The organism is Allobosea sp. TND4EK4, assembly GCF_900156025.1.
Classification (GTDB): Bacteria; Pseudomonadota; Alphaproteobacteria; order Rhizobiales; family Beijerinckiaceae; genus Allobosea.
Window position 1 is genome coordinate 316,624 of record NZ_FTMO01000001.1, and the last position, 13,992, is coordinate 330,615.

Annotated in this window: 17 protein-coding genes; 9 read left to right on the forward strand and 8 right to left on the reverse strand. The window is 65.3% G+C overall.

Translation table 11 applies throughout. From position 1 onward, the window contains the following. Window positions 1-39 precede the first annotated feature (39 nt). From BW981_RS01460 to BW981_RS01470, 3 genes are read right to left on the reverse strand one after another with little or no spacing between them, the layout of a single operon-like run. Window positions 40-3,168, reverse strand: coding sequence for an efflux RND transporter permease subunit (locus BW981_RS01460; protein WP_076435588.1), 3,129 nt, complete (start codon window positions 3,166-3,168; stop codon window positions 40-42). Beyond that, window positions 3,165-4,361 (reverse strand): efflux RND transporter periplasmic adaptor subunit, encoded by a 1,197-nt coding sequence (locus BW981_RS01465; protein WP_139333575.1) that lies wholly within the window; start codon window positions 4,359-4,361, stop codon window positions 3,165-3,167. The genes BW981_RS01460 and BW981_RS01465 overlap by 4 nt, the downstream gene beginning before the upstream one ends. 14 nt (window positions 4,362-4,375) lie before the next feature. Beyond that, on the reverse strand, window positions 4,376-4,855 hold the full coding sequence (locus tag BW981_RS01470; RefSeq protein WP_076435592.1) for a MarR family winged helix-turn-helix transcriptional regulator: 480 nt from the start codon (window positions 4,853-4,855) through the stop codon (window positions 4,376-4,378). Between the two features lie 583 nt (window positions 4,856-5,438). Between BW981_RS01470 and BW981_RS01475 the strand changes: the two genes are divergently transcribed. Next, on the forward strand, window positions 5,439-5,993 hold the full coding sequence (locus BW981_RS01475; protein ID WP_139333576.1) for a hypothetical protein: 555 nt from the start codon (window positions 5,439-5,441) through the stop codon (window positions 5,991-5,993). Here BW981_RS01475 and BW981_RS01480 read toward each other — a convergent pair. Both BW981_RS01480 and BW981_RS23575 read right to left on the reverse strand, forming a co-directional pair. Further along, window positions 5,990-6,577, reverse strand: coding sequence for a hypothetical protein (locus BW981_RS01480; protein ID WP_139333577.1), 588 nt, complete (start codon window positions 6,575-6,577; stop codon window positions 5,990-5,992). The two genes, BW981_RS01475 and BW981_RS01480, sit on opposite strands and share 4 nt — an antisense overlap. Continuing rightward, window positions 6,574-6,708, reverse strand: a complete 135-nt coding sequence (locus BW981_RS23575; RefSeq protein ID WP_280174170.1) for a hypothetical protein — start codon at window positions 6,706-6,708, stop codon at window positions 6,574-6,576. The genes BW981_RS01480 and BW981_RS23575 overlap by 4 nt, the downstream gene beginning before the upstream one ends. Window positions 6,709-6,812: 104 nt before the next feature. On the opposite strand from BW981_RS23575, the gene BW981_RS01485 reads away from it, so the two are divergent. Then, the gene (locus tag BW981_RS01485; RefSeq protein WP_076435598.1) at window positions 6,813-7,157 is read left to right on the forward strand and encodes a hypothetical protein; all 345 of its coding nucleotides are present in this window, start codon (window positions 6,813-6,815) and stop codon (window positions 7,155-7,157) included. A 34-nt stretch (window positions 7,158-7,191) separates the two neighbouring features. On the opposite strand, the gene BW981_RS01490 is transcribed toward BW981_RS01485, so the two are convergent. From BW981_RS01490 to BW981_RS01500, 3 genes are read right to left on the reverse strand one after another with little or no spacing between them, the layout of a single operon-like run. Next, window positions 7,192-7,497 carry a signal recognition particle gene (locus BW981_RS01490; RefSeq protein WP_244560180.1) on the reverse strand — a complete coding sequence of 102 codons (306 nt, stop codon included), beginning with the start codon at window positions 7,495-7,497 and terminating at the stop codon, window positions 7,192-7,194. A 19-nt stretch (window positions 7,498-7,516) separates the two neighbouring features. Continuing rightward, window positions 7,517-7,882, reverse strand: a complete 366-nt coding sequence (locus BW981_RS01495; RefSeq protein WP_076435602.1) for a hypothetical protein — start codon at window positions 7,880-7,882, stop codon at window positions 7,517-7,519. Next, window positions 7,879-8,580: a S24 family peptidase gene (locus BW981_RS01500; protein ID WP_076435604.1), complete on the reverse strand. Its 702-nt coding sequence runs from the start codon at window positions 8,578-8,580 to the stop codon at window positions 7,879-7,881. Before BW981_RS01500 ends, BW981_RS01495 begins: the two co-directional genes overlap by 4 nt. Window positions 8,581-8,675: 95 nt before the next feature. Between BW981_RS01500 and BW981_RS01505 the strand changes: the two genes are divergently transcribed. The 7 genes from BW981_RS01505 (at window position 8,676) to BW981_RS01535 (ending at window position 13,992) form a co-directional block, all read left to right on the forward strand. Next, window positions 8,676-8,921 carry a helix-turn-helix domain-containing protein gene (locus BW981_RS01505; protein ID WP_076435606.1) on the forward strand — a complete coding sequence of 82 codons (246 nt, stop codon included), beginning with the start codon at window positions 8,676-8,678 and terminating at the stop codon, window positions 8,919-8,921. Further along, on the forward strand, window positions 8,921-9,817 hold the full coding sequence (locus BW981_RS01510) for a ParB/RepB/Spo0J family partition protein (protein ID WP_076435608.1): 897 nt from the start codon (window positions 8,921-8,923) through the stop codon (window positions 9,815-9,817). Before BW981_RS01505 ends, BW981_RS01510 begins: the two co-directional genes overlap by 1 nt. Continuing rightward, window positions 9,814-11,997: a DNA-binding protein gene (locus tag BW981_RS01515; RefSeq protein WP_076435610.1), complete on the forward strand. Its 2,184-nt coding sequence runs from the start codon at window positions 9,814-9,816 to the stop codon at window positions 11,995-11,997. Before BW981_RS01510 ends, BW981_RS01515 begins: the two co-directional genes overlap by 4 nt. Before the next feature lie 66 nt (window positions 11,998-12,063). Beyond that, a complete protein-coding gene (locus BW981_RS01520; RefSeq protein WP_083712159.1) occupies window positions 12,064-12,828 on the forward strand; it encodes an AAA family ATPase in 765 nt (254 codons plus the stop codon). After that, window positions 12,828-13,400, forward strand: coding sequence for a hypothetical protein (locus BW981_RS01525; RefSeq protein WP_076435613.1), 573 nt, complete (start codon window positions 12,828-12,830; stop codon window positions 13,398-13,400). Before BW981_RS01520 ends, BW981_RS01525 begins: the two co-directional genes overlap by 1 nt. After that, window positions 13,397-13,777, forward strand: coding sequence for a hypothetical protein (locus tag BW981_RS01530; protein ID WP_076435615.1), 381 nt, complete (start codon window positions 13,397-13,399; stop codon window positions 13,775-13,777). Before BW981_RS01525 ends, BW981_RS01530 begins: the two co-directional genes overlap by 4 nt. Then, window positions 13,777-13,992: a hypothetical protein gene (locus BW981_RS01535; RefSeq protein ID WP_076435616.1), complete on the forward strand. Its 216-nt coding sequence runs from the start codon at window positions 13,777-13,779 to the stop codon at window positions 13,990-13,992. The genes BW981_RS01530 and BW981_RS01535 overlap by 1 nt, the downstream gene beginning before the upstream one ends.

Below are 13,992 nucleotides of genomic sequence, written 5' to 3' on the forward strand. Positions count from 1 at the left end.
CCTCGTCCGAGGCGGCGGCCTTTTTCATGACCTGAGCCTCTACTCCGCCGGATGCGTGATAGCCGTAGCGTGCTTCTTGCTCCGGAACAGCCCGCCGAGCTTCCCCAGCCCCGTCTGGAGCCTGTCCATGTAGAGGAACAGGACCGGGGTGATGAACAGCGTCAACACCTGGGAGATCATCAGGCCGCCGACGACGACGATACCGAGCGGCTGGCGCAGCTCCGCGCTCGCTCCGGCGCCGAGCGCGATCGGCAGCGTGCCCATCAGCGCTGCGAGCGTGGTCATGATGATCGGCCGGAACCGCATGATGCAGGCCTTGTGGATGGCCTCCTTCGCCGGCATGCCCTCGCGCTGAAGCACCAGCGCTACGTCGATCATCATGATCGCGTTCTTCTTGACGATGCCGATCAGCATCAGCAGCCCGATGATCGCGATGACCGAAAGATCCATGTCGAAGAGCCTGAGCGCGCCCAGTGCGCCGATCGCCGCCGAAGGCAGGCCGGTCAGGATCGTCAGCGGGTGAATGAAGCTCTCATAGAGGATGCCGAGCACGATATAGATCGTCAGGATCGCGCCGGCGATCAGCAGGCCCTGGTTCGCCAGCGAATCCCGGAAGGTCTTTGCGGTGCCGGCGAGCGTCGTCGTGATCGACTTCGGCAGCCCGATGCGCTCCTTGATCGCATCGATGTGGTTGACGCTGTCGCCGAGTGCAACGCCCGGCGGCAGGTTGTAGGAGATCGTCACGGCCGGGAGCTGGCCGAGCTGGTTCACCGTGAGCTGCCCGGCCGTGCGCTGGATGCGTGCCAAGGCGCCCAGCGGCACCAGCGTGCCGGTCTTGGTGCGGACGCGTATGGCGTTCAGGCGCTCGGGCGTCCACTGGTCGTTGGGATTGAACTCGACGACGACCTGATAGCTGTCGCCGGTGGTGTAGATGGTGGAGACCTGCCGCACGCCGAAGCCGGAATAGAGCGTCGAGCGCAGCACGTCGGTGCCGATGCCGAGCTGGTCGGCCTTGTCCTTGTCCACGGCGATCGTGGCCTGGAGGGCATCGTTCTGCAGGTCGGTGTTGACGTCGAGGAAGGCGGCGCGGTCCTGCGCCATCGCGTCGGCAAGCTTCAGGGCCCAGTCGTTCATCTGGCCCTGATCGAGGCTCTGGACGACAAGCTGGTACTGGCTCTTCGACGAGCGCGCTCCGATCTGGAGGTTCTGGACCGGGGTCATATAGGCGTTGATGCCGGCGACCTGTGCGAGTTCCCGGCGCAGCGATGCGAGCACGACGGCGAGCTTCGGCCGCTGGTCGCGCGGCTTCAGCTCGACGAAGAGGCGCCCGGCATTCAGCGCGCCGGCGTTGCCGTTGCTCCCGACGGACGAGGCGACATGGGCGACATAGGGCGACTTGCGGAAGACGTTCGCGACTTCGTTCTGCAGCTTCTGCATGGCGGGGAAGGAAATATCCTGCCGCGCCTCGGTCGAAACCGAGAGTTGGCCGATATCCTCCTGCGGAAAGAAGCCCTTCGGCGTGGTCTGCATCAGCCAGACGGTGCCCGCCATCGTGGCGAAGAAGGCGAGCAGCATCAGCGGCTGGAAGCGCAGGCAGAAGGCCAGTCCCCGGTCGTAGCCGCGCAGGACGGCGTCGAAGCCGCGCTCGAGCGTGCGGCCGAACCCGTTTTCCCGATGGTGCTCGGAATAGCCGGAGAGCAGGCGCGAGCACAGCATCGGCGTCAGCGTCAGCGAGACGAAGGCCGAGGCCAGGATCGAGACCGTCACCACCACCGCGAACTCGTTGAAGATGCGGCCGATGACGCCGCCCATCAGCAGCACCGGAATGAACACGGCGACCAGCGAAAGCGAGATCGAGATGATGGTGAAGCCGATTTCGCCTGCGCCCTCGAGCGCCGCATCGAAGGCCGACAGCCCATCCTCCTCCATGTGGCGGACGATGTTCTCCAGCATGACGATGGCGTCGTCGACCACGAGGCCGACCGACAACGTGAGACCCAGCAGCGAGATGTTGTCGATGGAGAAATTGAGCGCGTACATCACCGCCAGCGTGCCGATGATCGAGATCGGCACCGCCACGGCCGGGATGAAGGTGGCGGCGACCCGGCGCAGGAAGACGAAGATCACCATCACAACGAGCGCGATGGTGAGCAGCAACGTGAACTGCACGTCCTCCACCGCCTGGCGGATCGAGGTCGAGCGGTCGTTGAGCAGCGAGAGCGAGGCGGCGCCCGGCAACTGCTCCTCGAAGGCCGGGAGCATGGCCTTGACCCGGTCGACCACCTCGACGGTGTTGGCATCGGGCTGGCGCTGAACGGCGAGCACGATCGACGGGACGCCGTCGAACTGGCTGCGGGTCCGGGTGTTCTCGACCGAGTCGATCACCGTCGCGACATCGCCGAGCCGCACCGGCTTGCCCGAGCGCGTCGTCACGATGGTGTTCGCGAACTGCCTGGCGTTGGCGAGCTGGGTGTTGGCCTGGATCGTCAGTTGTTGGGCGTTGTTCTGGAGCGTTCCGACCGGCGTATTGGCGTTGGTCGCCGTGATCGCGGCCTGCAACTCGTCGACGCCGATGCCCCGCGCGGCGAGCGCCGTAGGATCGATCTGGATGCGCACGGCATATTTCTGGCTGCCCCAGATCAGCACCTGCGCGACCCCGTCGACGGTGGAGAGCGCCGGGGAGATGACCTGCTGCGCGAAGGCGTCCAGCTGCGAGAGCGGCACGACGTCGCTCTTGAGCGCCAGCAGGATGATCGGCGCGTCGGCGGGATTCACCTTGCGGTAGCTCGGCGGCGTCGTCATCTCGAGCGGCAGCTGGCGCTGGGTGCGCGCGATGGCCGCCTGCACGTCGGCTGCCGCCGCGTCGATGTCCCGGTTCAGCACGAACTGGATCGCGATCGAGGTCGAGCCCAATGCATTCGAGGTCGAAATCGAATCGATGCCGGCGATGGTCGCGAACTGCTTGATGAGGGGCGTCGCGACCGAGGTCGCCATCGTGTCCGGAGAGGCGCCCGGCAGCTGAGCCGAGACGTTGACGACCGGGAATTCGGCCCGCGGCAGCGCTGCGACCGGCAGGAAGCGGTAGGCGAACAGCCCCGCCAGCACCAGCGAGACCGACATCAGGATGGTTGCGACGGGATGCCTGATGCAGAAGGCGGAGACGCTCACGAGCGCCCCTCCTGCGCAACCGGCGTCCCCTTGGGGGTCTTGTCGGCGGCGGGGTCGCGCTCCCGGACCCTGGCGCCCTGCTTCAGGCGCATTTGGCCATCGACGACGACTTTCTCTCCAGGGGCGACGCCCTCGCTGATGGCCGTCCTGTCGCCGTCGCTGAGCGCGACCTTGACCTGGCGAAGATCCACGGTCGAATCCCCCTTGACCACGTAGAGGTAGGGCCCCTTCTGACCGGTCTGCACCGCGACGGTCGGCACCAGCACGGCGTTCTGCAGCACATGCGGGATGATCTCGACATCGACATACTGCCCCGGCCAGAGGCCGAGATCCTCGTTGGCAAAGGCGGCCTTGGCCGTGATGGTGCCGGAAGTCATGTCGACCGTGGAATCGACGAAGTTGAGCCTCCCTTCCGTCGGCGTCCGCTCGGTGCCAGGGACATGCACGGTCACCGGCACAGGCTCGGACGCGGCCAGCGCCTTCTGCAATGTCGAAAGGTCGCTTTCCGGCATCGCGAAGGTGACGCGCAGCGGCTTCATCTGCGTGATCGTCAGCAGCCCGGTGCTGCTGTTGTTGCTGTTGGCGCTGACGAGGTTTCCGGGCGTCACCATGACCGCGCCGACGCGGCCTTCGATCGGGGCGGTGATGCGGGTGTAGCCGAGCTTGAGGCGGTCCGCGTCGAGCGTGGCATGGTCGGCCTGGATGCTGGCGGCCGAGATCTTCTCGTCGGCGGTGGCTTGGTCCACCTGCGTCTGGGTGCCGACGCTGCGGGAGAAGAGCTGCTTGTAGCGCTCGAGGTCCGAAAGGTTGCGGGTGTGGGTCGCCTCGTCCTTGGCCAGCTGGGCTTCGTCCTTGGCGATCTGCGCCTTGATGTCGCGATCGTCGAGAACGAAGAGCAGGTCGCCGGCCTTGACGAACTGGCCGTCCTTCACCTGCTGTTGCACGATCTGGCTGTCGATGCGCGACTTGACGGTGACGCTGGCCGGAGTCTCGACGAAGCCGATGGCGTGCTTGCGCACCGGGAAATCGGACCGGACCGCCGCGGCTGAGACGACCGCGACCGCCATGGCCCCCTGCCCGCGGCCGCCGGCCGCCGCATGCTCGCCCTCCGGCACGCGAAAGCGCGTATACCAGACCCCGCCGGCGACCGCCGCCAGCACCAGCATGCTCATCAGAATACCGGAACGCTTCATCTCGTCCTCACCGCTCAGGTTGCACGCCCGGCAGACGCCGGAGCCTGCTTCCTGTCCTCGTCGCGCTGGGCGCGGGTGGTTTCACGCACGGCCGCCAGCAGATCGAGCGCTGCGAGCAGCGCCTTGTCCGTCACATCGCCAAGCAACTCGTCTGCGATCTGCGTGCGCACCGTATCGAGGTCGTTGACCAGCTTGCGGCCTTCGGGCGTCAGGTAGAGCCGATAGGCGCGCCGGTCGGATAGGTCCTCGCGGCGCTCGATGAGGCTCTGGGCCTGCAAGCGGTCGAGCAGGCGGGCGAGCGAGATCGGCTGGAGATCCATCTGCTCGGCGAGGGCCGCCTGGTTCAGCCCCTCCTGCCGGCGCAGGCGCGCCAGCACGCCCCATTGGGCGCGCGTCGTGCCGTGCTCACGCGCCTTCTGGTCGACGTGATTGCGCATCAGCCGCGCCGTCTCGACCAGCTGGAACATGAATTCCCGTCGCAGGGGCCGTTGCATCCGCCGACTCCATTCGTAAGCCTGCTTATTGTATGCTGATCATGTCAATTTTCCAGCAGGATTTCGCAACTGCGAGAATTCCTCGGGAAGGCAAGCGTCAGCTGTAGCGCAACGTGTGACCCGAACAATCACATGGCACTAAGCCGGGCATAGCCGGGCATAGCCGGGATCAGGCGGAAAGGCACGGCGGCGTAGGCACTTGGGCGGCGTGGAGCGGAGCGTTTAGTGCCATTTGATCGTTCGCAGGTTCTGCGCTTCGAAATCTCGGATACTCGAAAGCCAGAAATCGGGCCGGCCGCTAACCCCTTGAAAAGTCGTCGTCGTACGCTGCCGAACTCGGAACAAAAGACGCAGTGCGCACCCGTCGCTTCCGAGTTCCAAAAATGGGCGTCTGTTCAAAGAGATAGCGTCCGGGACCGGGTGTCTTGCCCATTCCCGAACTCGGAAGCGCCGCGCGGGCCGCGTCTACGACTTTAACGCGATGGACTCCTAAAATCCTATCGAGCAAGTTGCGCTGCCGTTGGGGCAATGGGAGGCTGACATGACACTCGTATCCGAGCTGATTTCCGCTACCGCCAAGGTCTTGAAGAAGGGCGTCCTCCTCGAAGTGGAAGGACGGGTGCCGACACCGAACTGGTCGAAGCCATCCATCAACTGGTGGGTGTATATCCAGCCCCCGGCCGATGGCATCCAGGATGTCGGCTTCGAAGCCGAACCACCCGGCGGAAGACAGATCAAGCGCATGACGAAAATCGATCATGCGGAGCCTCTGTCGATCGACGCAGCGAATTATTGGGGCGAAGGAAAGCCCTTGCTGGGTATCCGGGTCCATGCGGCGCAGAACAACATTGTCGCGGAGATCTCGCCGACCCAGATCCCCGAGGAGCCCGTCCTTTTCGAGAGCCCGTTTCCTTTTCCCCTGTCGGATAGGCCGGTGCCGTGGCCGTGGTCCGTGGGAGACGAGCTCACCTTTGATCCGAAGCCGATCGGCCCCGATACGAAGGTGGGAGAGCTGACCGGCCGCACGGTGCGGGTCTACAAGACCGGGGATCAGCTCACGATGGATCTGCAGAAGAACCGGGCCAACATCGAGCTCGACCCCAAGACCCACACCATCGTCAGGATCTGGGCCGGCTAAGAGCAGAATCGGTCGACGACCTCTTGGATAAGGTCGTCGTCATTCGAAAAGCGCGGTAAGACGCTCACCACGATATAGGCGAGCCGCATCCTTTCCAGGTCGCGGCTTTCCTCCATTACGCGGGACTCAACAAGCGCCCAGGCGCGATCCAGCACCGCCTGGCACCGGCCGAGGTCAGCCGGATCACTGAAGCTGGAAAATGGCATTCTTTCGGCCCCCCGAAGCGGGGCGCTCATACCAAACAGGCGCCCGCCCGTCACGATCTCCATGCCGATCCAAGCCGCTTTGGCACGCCGCTCGATCTCGCTCCGGTCGGGAAGATCGACAGCGAGCCGGCGAGGCTCGATCGGCAAGTCGCGACGTCTGCCGCCGAAGTCCATGGCGAATGCGTCGGCGACCTCCGGGCGACAGAAGCACCAGCACGAGCCATCCGGGCCGTTGCGGGTCGTCTCGTGGTCGAACCAGGCGGCCCATCGAGACATCACGGCATGACCGGCGCCTCCGCTCGGCTTGGCAAGCTCGACCTGATACGGATGCGACAGGTCGCGGTGCTTGTCGGTCCGCTCGCCCTTGCGCCGCGTCACCGGACCCACCAGCGCAGCACCAGGCCCAGCGCAGCCGCGCCGATCACGATCGCGACCAGCCAACGGCCGTCGCGTTTCGCCGCCCGGTCCGCTCGCCTGAATTCATCCTCGCTGTTCACAGGCCCGCCCATTCCTGACTCCCCGTGTCATGTCTCGTTCTTGCTCTGTTCTCATGGTTAAGCTTCGATGAAGGGCCTCGCAAGCGTCCGCGGGGCGCCATCAAAAGGAAAGAGCCATGAGTAAGGCACGTCCCAAGCGGGAGACCGTCGAGCAGCTCACCTATTTCGTCGTCCAGCCCTTCAAGGCGGTGAAGGGGAGCCGGGGCGGCATCTCGGCCGACGAGCCCATCCCGGCGACCGATCATGATCACGCCATGCGGGTCTTCAGCCGCTTCAAGGATATCCGCGCCGGCGTCGTCGCCTTCCGGCGCACCGGCTCGCCGGCCACCGGCGATTTCGAGGACGCGGTGATCATCGCGCGGCACGGCATCCTGCCTGCCGAGGTGGACGGCCTGGCCGACGCCAGTGATGCGGATTTCGACAGCTGGCGGCTCGGCGAAGCGGATTTGAAGGTGGCCTGAAGCCGGAGCGGCGGCCTCAAGGCCGCCGCGTCTCTCAGCTGACGAAGCCGTACGCCTTAGCGACTCTCCGGATCTGGGCGCAGTGCGCCGTTTTTGAGGACGCCGATATACCCTTAAGCTGGAACTCTTGGCCCGCGGTCATCATCCGCAGATTGGTGGCGAAGCCGAGATCATCGGCCTTCACCCGCTTCTCGATAAAGGCGGCGATCGCGCTTTGGTTATAGGACAGATCGCAGAGTTCTTCCGACGCCAAGACCGAACCCAGCTCGTTCGCAAGCGTCATCGACTTGAGATCCTGGGCCGCTCCGGCAGTCGCATAGGTACAGAGGAGCAGCGGCACGAGCCATCTCATAGAAGCCTCACTGTTGAGCGTGCACGAATAAGGCCACAGTTCGACCTTCGGAAAACGGGTCAGGCATGGTCTGGCCCGATAAGGTGGCACATTCAGACGGCGTCGTAAGAGAGGATTTCATCGCCCGTTCGGTGAGTGCTTGAATCTCTTCTTCCCGAACGGCGTCAAGCGCGGCCTGCTGCCCAGCAAAACTCGCTGCCATAGCCGCGAGCGCCGTGACTTTCGGGTTGATAGTCCAGCCTGGGCATTTGGCCGCCACGACACGGCCCGCAACGGCAATCTCGATGACTTTGGAAACCATCGGGTGGCGTTGCTGGGCTTGCACGGGCAGCGCCCCCCAAACGACCATCGCTATTGCGAAAGTTATTCTCATATCTTCCCTCCCGCCCACACGATCTTCCCGGCGATCCTCAGCGCCTCGCCGTCTGGAGCCGAAAGCGTATCGGAAGCATAGCGCTCATTGTCGCTTATGAGCACGATCTTGCCCTCCCAGCCGCGACCAATCCGCTTGATCCGAACGTCGTTCCCATCGACCAGGGCGTAGACCCCTTCGATCCTTGGGGTCTGGAAACGCGTATCCGCGAGGCAGATCGCCCCATCCCGGATCGTGGGTTCCATGCTGTCGCCGCGAGCCCCGAGGAACCGAGCGTAGCGCTCGGGCACGCCCAGCTCGGTGAGCCAGCGTTTCGGGAAAGGCAACTGATCGACTTCAAGCGGGAATGGATTCTCCACGCCTGGGCCAGCTGATGCGATGACGTCGAGCAACGGGATCGTGACGACGTCGTCATTGTCCGCGACCCGCTCGAGTCGGTGGCTCATGGCCGTCGAAAGCGACTCGGCTCCGAATGCGAGCCAATCCACGGAGCGATTCGCCGCGCGGGCCAGGGTCGCCGCCGCCTTAAAGGGTAGCCGCGCCTTTCCATCTCTCCATTTGGCGATCTGCTGGGTCGAATATCCCACCAGTTCGGAAGCTGTCTGGAGCGAAGGAATCGTTTCCAGAACCTCCTTAAAGCGCATCAGCAAGGCGGAATCACCCTCTTCGGAGGCATCGATATCCGAATGTGTCGACATGGCGCTTGCGTATATCCAAAAAGATAGATACGGTATCGTTCGTTACTGACAAAGTTAACAGAAAGCGGCCCAGGCCGCTAATCGGACAGTCTTGCATGCACGAAGCCGACATCCTAGCCGCCGTTCGGAAGTCCGACTTTCGCTTTTTGCCGGCAATTGCCCAGCGATATGGCGTGACAGACGTCGCTCTCCGCGCGTCGTTCAAGCGCCCGCAGCTCCGCGCCGAGAAGGCGATCTCCAAGGCGCTCAAGATCCCGCTTCACATCCTCTGGCCCGAGCGCTGGTCGCCGACGGGGGAGCGCCTTGTCCGTCGCGGCCGCACGGCCAAGAGGGCCGCCTGATGCGCGACGTGCTGGACCTCACTTCGTCGCTCGCGCTGCCTGAACACGAGATCGAGATCGAGATCGCGGCGATCGACGTCGTCGACCGTCTGCGGCTGGTCGACCGCGCCTATGTCGAGATGATCGCGGCCTCGGTCTCGGAAACCTATCTGCACCAGCCGATCGCGGTGGCGACGACGCTGGGCGGAGGCAACCGCTATGTCCTCGTCGATGGCGAGAACCGTCTCGAAGCATTCAAGCTGCTCGGCCGCACCACCATTCCGGCCCGCATTCGCGAACTGACCCGCGAGGAGCGCGAGAAGCACGAGATCCACGCGAATCTGATCCGGAACGAGCTCACCGCGCTCGATCGTGCCGTCTTCGTGGGGCGCCTCGCAGACATTTTCGCTGCCGAGGCCGGCGCGCAGAATGGCGGCGATCGCAAGTCGAAGAAATGGCGCGAGAAAAATCAGTTTTCCAACTTGGGAAACTGGTCCGAATTCTCCAAGGAAGCCTCCCGCCGGACTGGCTTGGGCAAGACGTCGATTTATCGGTGCCGTGAGCTCGCTGGTAAGCTCGCACCCGACACCGTCGCCGCGATCCGAGGCACCAAGGTCGCCGACAATCAGGCGCAGCTGCAGGCTCTCGCCGAGCTGGAGCCGGAGCAGCAGCTCGCGGTCGCCCGCGCCATCAAGGCCGGCGCCTCCACCGTTGCCAAGGCGCGCGAGGCGGCCGGCCTGGTGCCGTCCGGCGGCGCGGTCCGGGAGGCAGATCGCATGCTCACCCGTATCGAACCAATGCTCCCGCGCATGTCGCTGGCCGACCTCCAGACGCTCGCGACGATGGTCGCCAACCGCATCGCGGCCCTGACCCCGCCGGCCAAAACCGCCCGCGCGAAAAAGGGTGACGCCGCGTGAAGTCCTGGCTGACCTCCGCCGAAATCGCCGATCTGGCGCTGCCGGGACTGCCCGCGACCGATCGCGGCGTCCGGATGCTGGCCGAGCGCGAAGATTGGGCGCGCTTCTCGGGCCTTGTGCGCCAGCGCGCCGGGCGCGGCGGCGGTGTCGAGTATCACTACCGGCTCCTGCCGATCGCGGCCCGCATCGCTTATCTCGGCCCTCAGGCCGCTCAGGAGGAGGCTTCGGCCGCGGCGCAGGCCCTGCAGGCGGCGCCGGAGCCGCCGGCGGCCGCCACCCGCGCTTCGACCTTGCAGCTGGATGCAAGGCTGGCCGTGTTGGGCGCCCTGAAGGACTTCACCCGTGCCTCCCAGCTCAAGCAGACGCTGGCGATCAGCCATTTCGTTGATCTCTACAACCTCGGCAGGATCGAGCGGCCCGACTGGGCGGCGCAGGTCCTGCCGCGTCTGTCCACCCGCACGGTGTTGCGCTGGCTCGCGGCCTCCCGCGAGGGCGAAACCGACCGGCTTGCCGTCGATCGCGGCGCCGGACGGCGCGGCCAGGGCGTGTTGGACGCGGCCTTCGACGGCGAGATCAAGACCTTCGCGATCGCCGTGCATTCGCTGAACGACCTCTACACCGCGACGCAGATCTACGGCGCGGTGAAGGGCGAATTCGAGTCCCGGCTCAGGGTCGCGGGCCTGTCCCTGCCGGGCCAGCGCGCCTTTGAAATCCGTTTGAACGCCTGGAAACAGGAATACGCTGCCGGCCTGCTGAAGATGGTCGATCCGGACGGGTTCCGGAACAAGATGCGCGTCTCCGGCTCCTTCGACTTCATGGCGCCGCACCTCAACGCCCTCTGGCAGATCGACGCCTCGCCCGTCGACGCCATGTGCGTCGATGGCCGCCACCACATCTATGTCTGCATCGATTACTGGTCGCGCCGGATCATCCTCTTTGTCTCGAAGACGCCGCGCTCCGAGGCCGTGCAGCTCCTCATGCGCAAGGCGATCCTCGCCTGGGGCGTGCCGGACGCGGTGAAGACCGACAACGGCTCGGATTTCATCGCCCGCGCCACCGTGCGCCTCTTCGCCCGGCTCCAGATCGAGGCGATCCGCTCTCAGGCGTTCTCGCCGTGGCAGAAGGGCGTCGTCGAGCGGAACATCCGGACCTTCCAGACCGACTGCGCCCGCATGCTGCAGGGGTTCGTCGGCCACAACGTCGCCCAGCGCAAGAAGATCGAGGGCCGCAAGGCCTTCTCGCAGCGGCTGGGACAGGAGAACGCCGCCTTCAACGTCACGATGACCGGCGAGGAGCTGCAGCGGATCTGCGACAGCTGGGCGGAGGGGCTCTACGCCCATCACGAGCATCGGGGCCTCAAGAAGATGACGCCCTTCGCGAAGGCGGCGTCCTCGACCCATCCGATCCGCACGGTCGATGCCGATGCGCTGGCTTCTCTGCTGATGCAGGCCCCCAAGGGCGACGGCTACCGCACAGTTGGCAAGAAGGGCATCCTGCTCGACGACTTCTACTACCAGCCAATGGGCATCCTGCCGGGCGAGCGTGTTTTCGTGACGCTCGATCCCGCGGACAAGGGCACCATTTGGCTCTTCGCCGACGAGAGCATGGATCGGCCGCTCGGCCGCGCTGTCTGCGCCGAGCTTGCCGGCATCGACCCGGTCGAGCTGCAGGCGCAACGCAGGGCGATGCAGGCTCGCATGGTCGAGGAGCAGATGGCCGATGCCAAGGCCATGCATCGCTCCAAACGGGTCACTGATCGGACGGTGCTCGATCATCGGATGGCGGAGGCCGCGAAGCTCACCGGCAACCTCGTTGCCTTTCCGCAGCGCTCCGAGATCCACACGACGCCCGCGCTGGATACCGGCATCGAGATCGCGGCCATGCGCCGGGGCGATGCGCCGTCCAGCCGTCCGCTTTCCGATGCCGATGCGCGGATCCTCGCGGAGATCGAGGCGGAGGCCGCAGAGCCTGCGCCCAAGCCCTCCAATGTCCGCGCCCTGCGCGATCGCGAGACGCCGCAGCAGCGCTACCGGCGCTGGCTCGGGCTGCATGACCGCCTGGAAGCCGGCCAGCCCATCACGCCGGACGAGGCGGCCTTCTACGGCGGCTTCGCCAACAGCCCGGACAAGCGGGCTCTGGACGGGATGTTCGAGGAGTTCGGCGAGGCGGCGTTGCTCTGAGCCTGGCCAAAAAAAGAGCCCCGGCGAACCGGGGCTGATCAAGTCAATGCGAGGTCAAGGATGAACATGATCGTGACGAATGACAAGCCCGACGCTTTCTCGCGCCCCGCAACGCTGGCGCCGCTGAAGAACGTCGCGGCGATGATGGGCCTGATTGAGCGGCTGAGGAGCCGCGGCGCCCATATGCCTGGGTTCGGGGTGGTCCACGGCCCGTCCGGATACGGCAAGACCTATGCGGCCATCTTCGGCCAGAATAAGACCCGCGGCCCGCGCATCGAGATCGGCGACAGCTGGACCAAGAAGACGCTGGTCTGCGCCATCCTGAAGGAGCTCGGCGTGCGCGACCCGCGCGGCACCGTGGCGACGCTGACCGAGCAGGTCATCATCCGGCTGGCCGAGCCCGACCATCCCCCGCTCTTTGTCGACGAGGCCGACAAGCTCGTCGACAAAGGCATGGTCGAGCTGATGCGCGAGATCCAGGAGGGCGCGCAGATCCCGGTCATCCTGATCGGCGAGGAACTGCTGCCCCAGAAGCTCAGCAAGATCGAGCGGGTCCATAACCGCGTGCTCGATTGGGTCGCGGCCCAGCCGGTCGACATCGAGGACGTTCGCAAGCTGGCGCATGTCTTCTGCCCCGGCATCGCGATCGACGACGCCATCCTCGACGAGATCCGCCGCGTCTCGGATGGCCGCGCCCGCCGGGTGGTGACGAACCTCTTCCGGATCCGGGAATTCGCCTTGAGCCGTGGCCTCTCGGAGCTGCGGGCCGGTGGCGTCCTTCCCGAGCTCTATACCGGCACGCCACCGCTCCGCACTCGGAGGGTCGCCTGATGGTTTCCAGCGAATATCAGAAAATATGGCGGCTGATGGGCATCCTGGAGAGCCATTTCGGAGAGTTCGGCGAGCGCGCATTGGCCGATATCCTCGGTCAGGACGTCGGCCGGCTCGTCCGGGGCTATCTCGGCTTTCTCACCAGCGAGAAGGTCATCGCCCGGACCGGCGACGGCCTTGCAGCCCGCTACCGGATCATGTCGTCGGGAGACGCACCGCCTCATCGCCGCGGACATGTGAGCGGTGGGGAGCGTCAGCACGCGATCTGGAACTCGATCCGCTCGCTGCGCACGTTCTCGATTGCCGAACTTGCTGTGACTTCGGCCACGGACGAGGTGCCGGTCTCGCAGGATGGAGCCTTGGACTATGTCAGCGGCCTCGTGCGGGCTGGCTACGTTCGTGCCTCAGGAACGGTGCACCGCTCCCGCGTCCGCCTGTATTCGCTAATTCCAGCTCGGAACACCGGGCCGCGCGCGCCGATCCTCGCTCGCGGGAGCAGCATCAGCTTCGATCTTAATTTGATGCGGTCCGTTAACCTTAACGGTTCGCAAGTCGACGCGAGGGCGGCATGAGTAAGCCCCTCCGGCCTGATCCGATAGAGCGTGCCCGCCTCGCCTGGGGCGAGACCATTCCCGTCGAGGTCATCATCCTCGCCGAGGCGTGCCAGACGCGATCGCAATCCGCTGTCGCGCTGAAACTCGGCTACTCGAATGCCGTCGTCAGCCATGTGTTGGCTCGCAAATATCCGGGTGACCTCCCCAAGGTCTTCGCGAAGATCCGCGGGGCATTGATGGGCGAGACCGTCATGTGCCCGATCCTGGCTGAGATCGGTCGCGACCGCTGCCTGAATGAACAGGCGACGCCTTTCGCCGCGACGAACTCGACCCGCGCGCGGCTCTTCCACGCCTGCAAAACCTGCCCCCATCGTCAGCAGAGGGATGCCGCCTGATGTTTTCTGGCTTGCTCAAACTCGCCGCTGGCGCCGCGGCCATGCTCGGCCCCTTCTGCGCCGGCCTGGCTTTCCAGATCGTGGTACCTGAGGTCCAGGCCTACTTCGCTGCCGCCGGGATTGGCGTCGGTCTCGCCGGCCTGGCCGGCTTCGCCGCGCTGGAGGGGATGGAGGAGCGCTCCTTCCGCCAGCGCTACAGCCGGTGGGAGCGCTGA

Bases quoted from the DNA above. Each gene is read 5' to 3' on its own strand.
- BW981_RS01465 (WP_139333575.1), bottom strand. From the start codon at position 4,361: ATGAAGCGTTCCGGTATTCTGATGAGCATGCTGGTGCTGGCGGCGGTC.
- BW981_RS01470 (WP_076435592.1), bottom strand. From the start codon at position 4,855: ATGCAACGGCCCCTGCGACGGGAATTCATGTTCCAGCTGGTCGAGACG.
- BW981_RS23575 (WP_280174170.1), bottom strand. From the start codon at position 6,708: ATGGGCGGGCCTGTGAACAGCGAGGATGAATTCAGGCGAGCGGACCGG.
- BW981_RS01485 (WP_076435598.1), top strand. From the start codon at position 6,813: ATGAGTAAGGCACGTCCCAAGCGGGAGACCGTCGAGCAGCTCACCTAT.
- BW981_RS01495 (WP_076435602.1), bottom strand. From the start codon at position 7,882: ATGAGAATAACTTTCGCAATAGCGATGGTCGTTTGGGGGGCGCTGCCC.
- BW981_RS01500 (WP_076435604.1), bottom strand. From the start codon at position 8,580: ATGTCGACACATTCGGATATCGATGCCTCCGAAGAGGGTGATTCCGCC.
- BW981_RS01505 (WP_076435606.1), top strand. From the start codon at position 8,676: ATGCACGAAGCCGACATCCTAGCCGCCGTTCGGAAGTCCGACTTTCGC.
- BW981_RS01510 (WP_076435608.1), top strand. From the start codon at position 8,921: ATGCGCGACGTGCTGGACCTCACTTCGTCGCTCGCGCTGCCTGAACAC.
- BW981_RS01520 (WP_083712159.1), top strand. From the start codon at position 12,064: ATGATCGTGACGAATGACAAGCCCGACGCTTTCTCGCGCCCCGCAACG.
- BW981_RS01525 (WP_076435613.1), top strand. From the start codon at position 12,828: ATGGTTTCCAGCGAATATCAGAAAATATGGCGGCTGATGGGCATCCTG.
- BW981_RS01530 (WP_076435615.1), top strand. From the start codon at position 13,397: ATGAGTAAGCCCCTCCGGCCTGATCCGATAGAGCGTGCCCGCCTCGCC.
- BW981_RS01535 (WP_076435616.1), top strand. From the start codon at position 13,777: ATGTTTTCTGGCTTGCTCAAACTCGCCGCTGGCGCCGCGGCCATGCTC.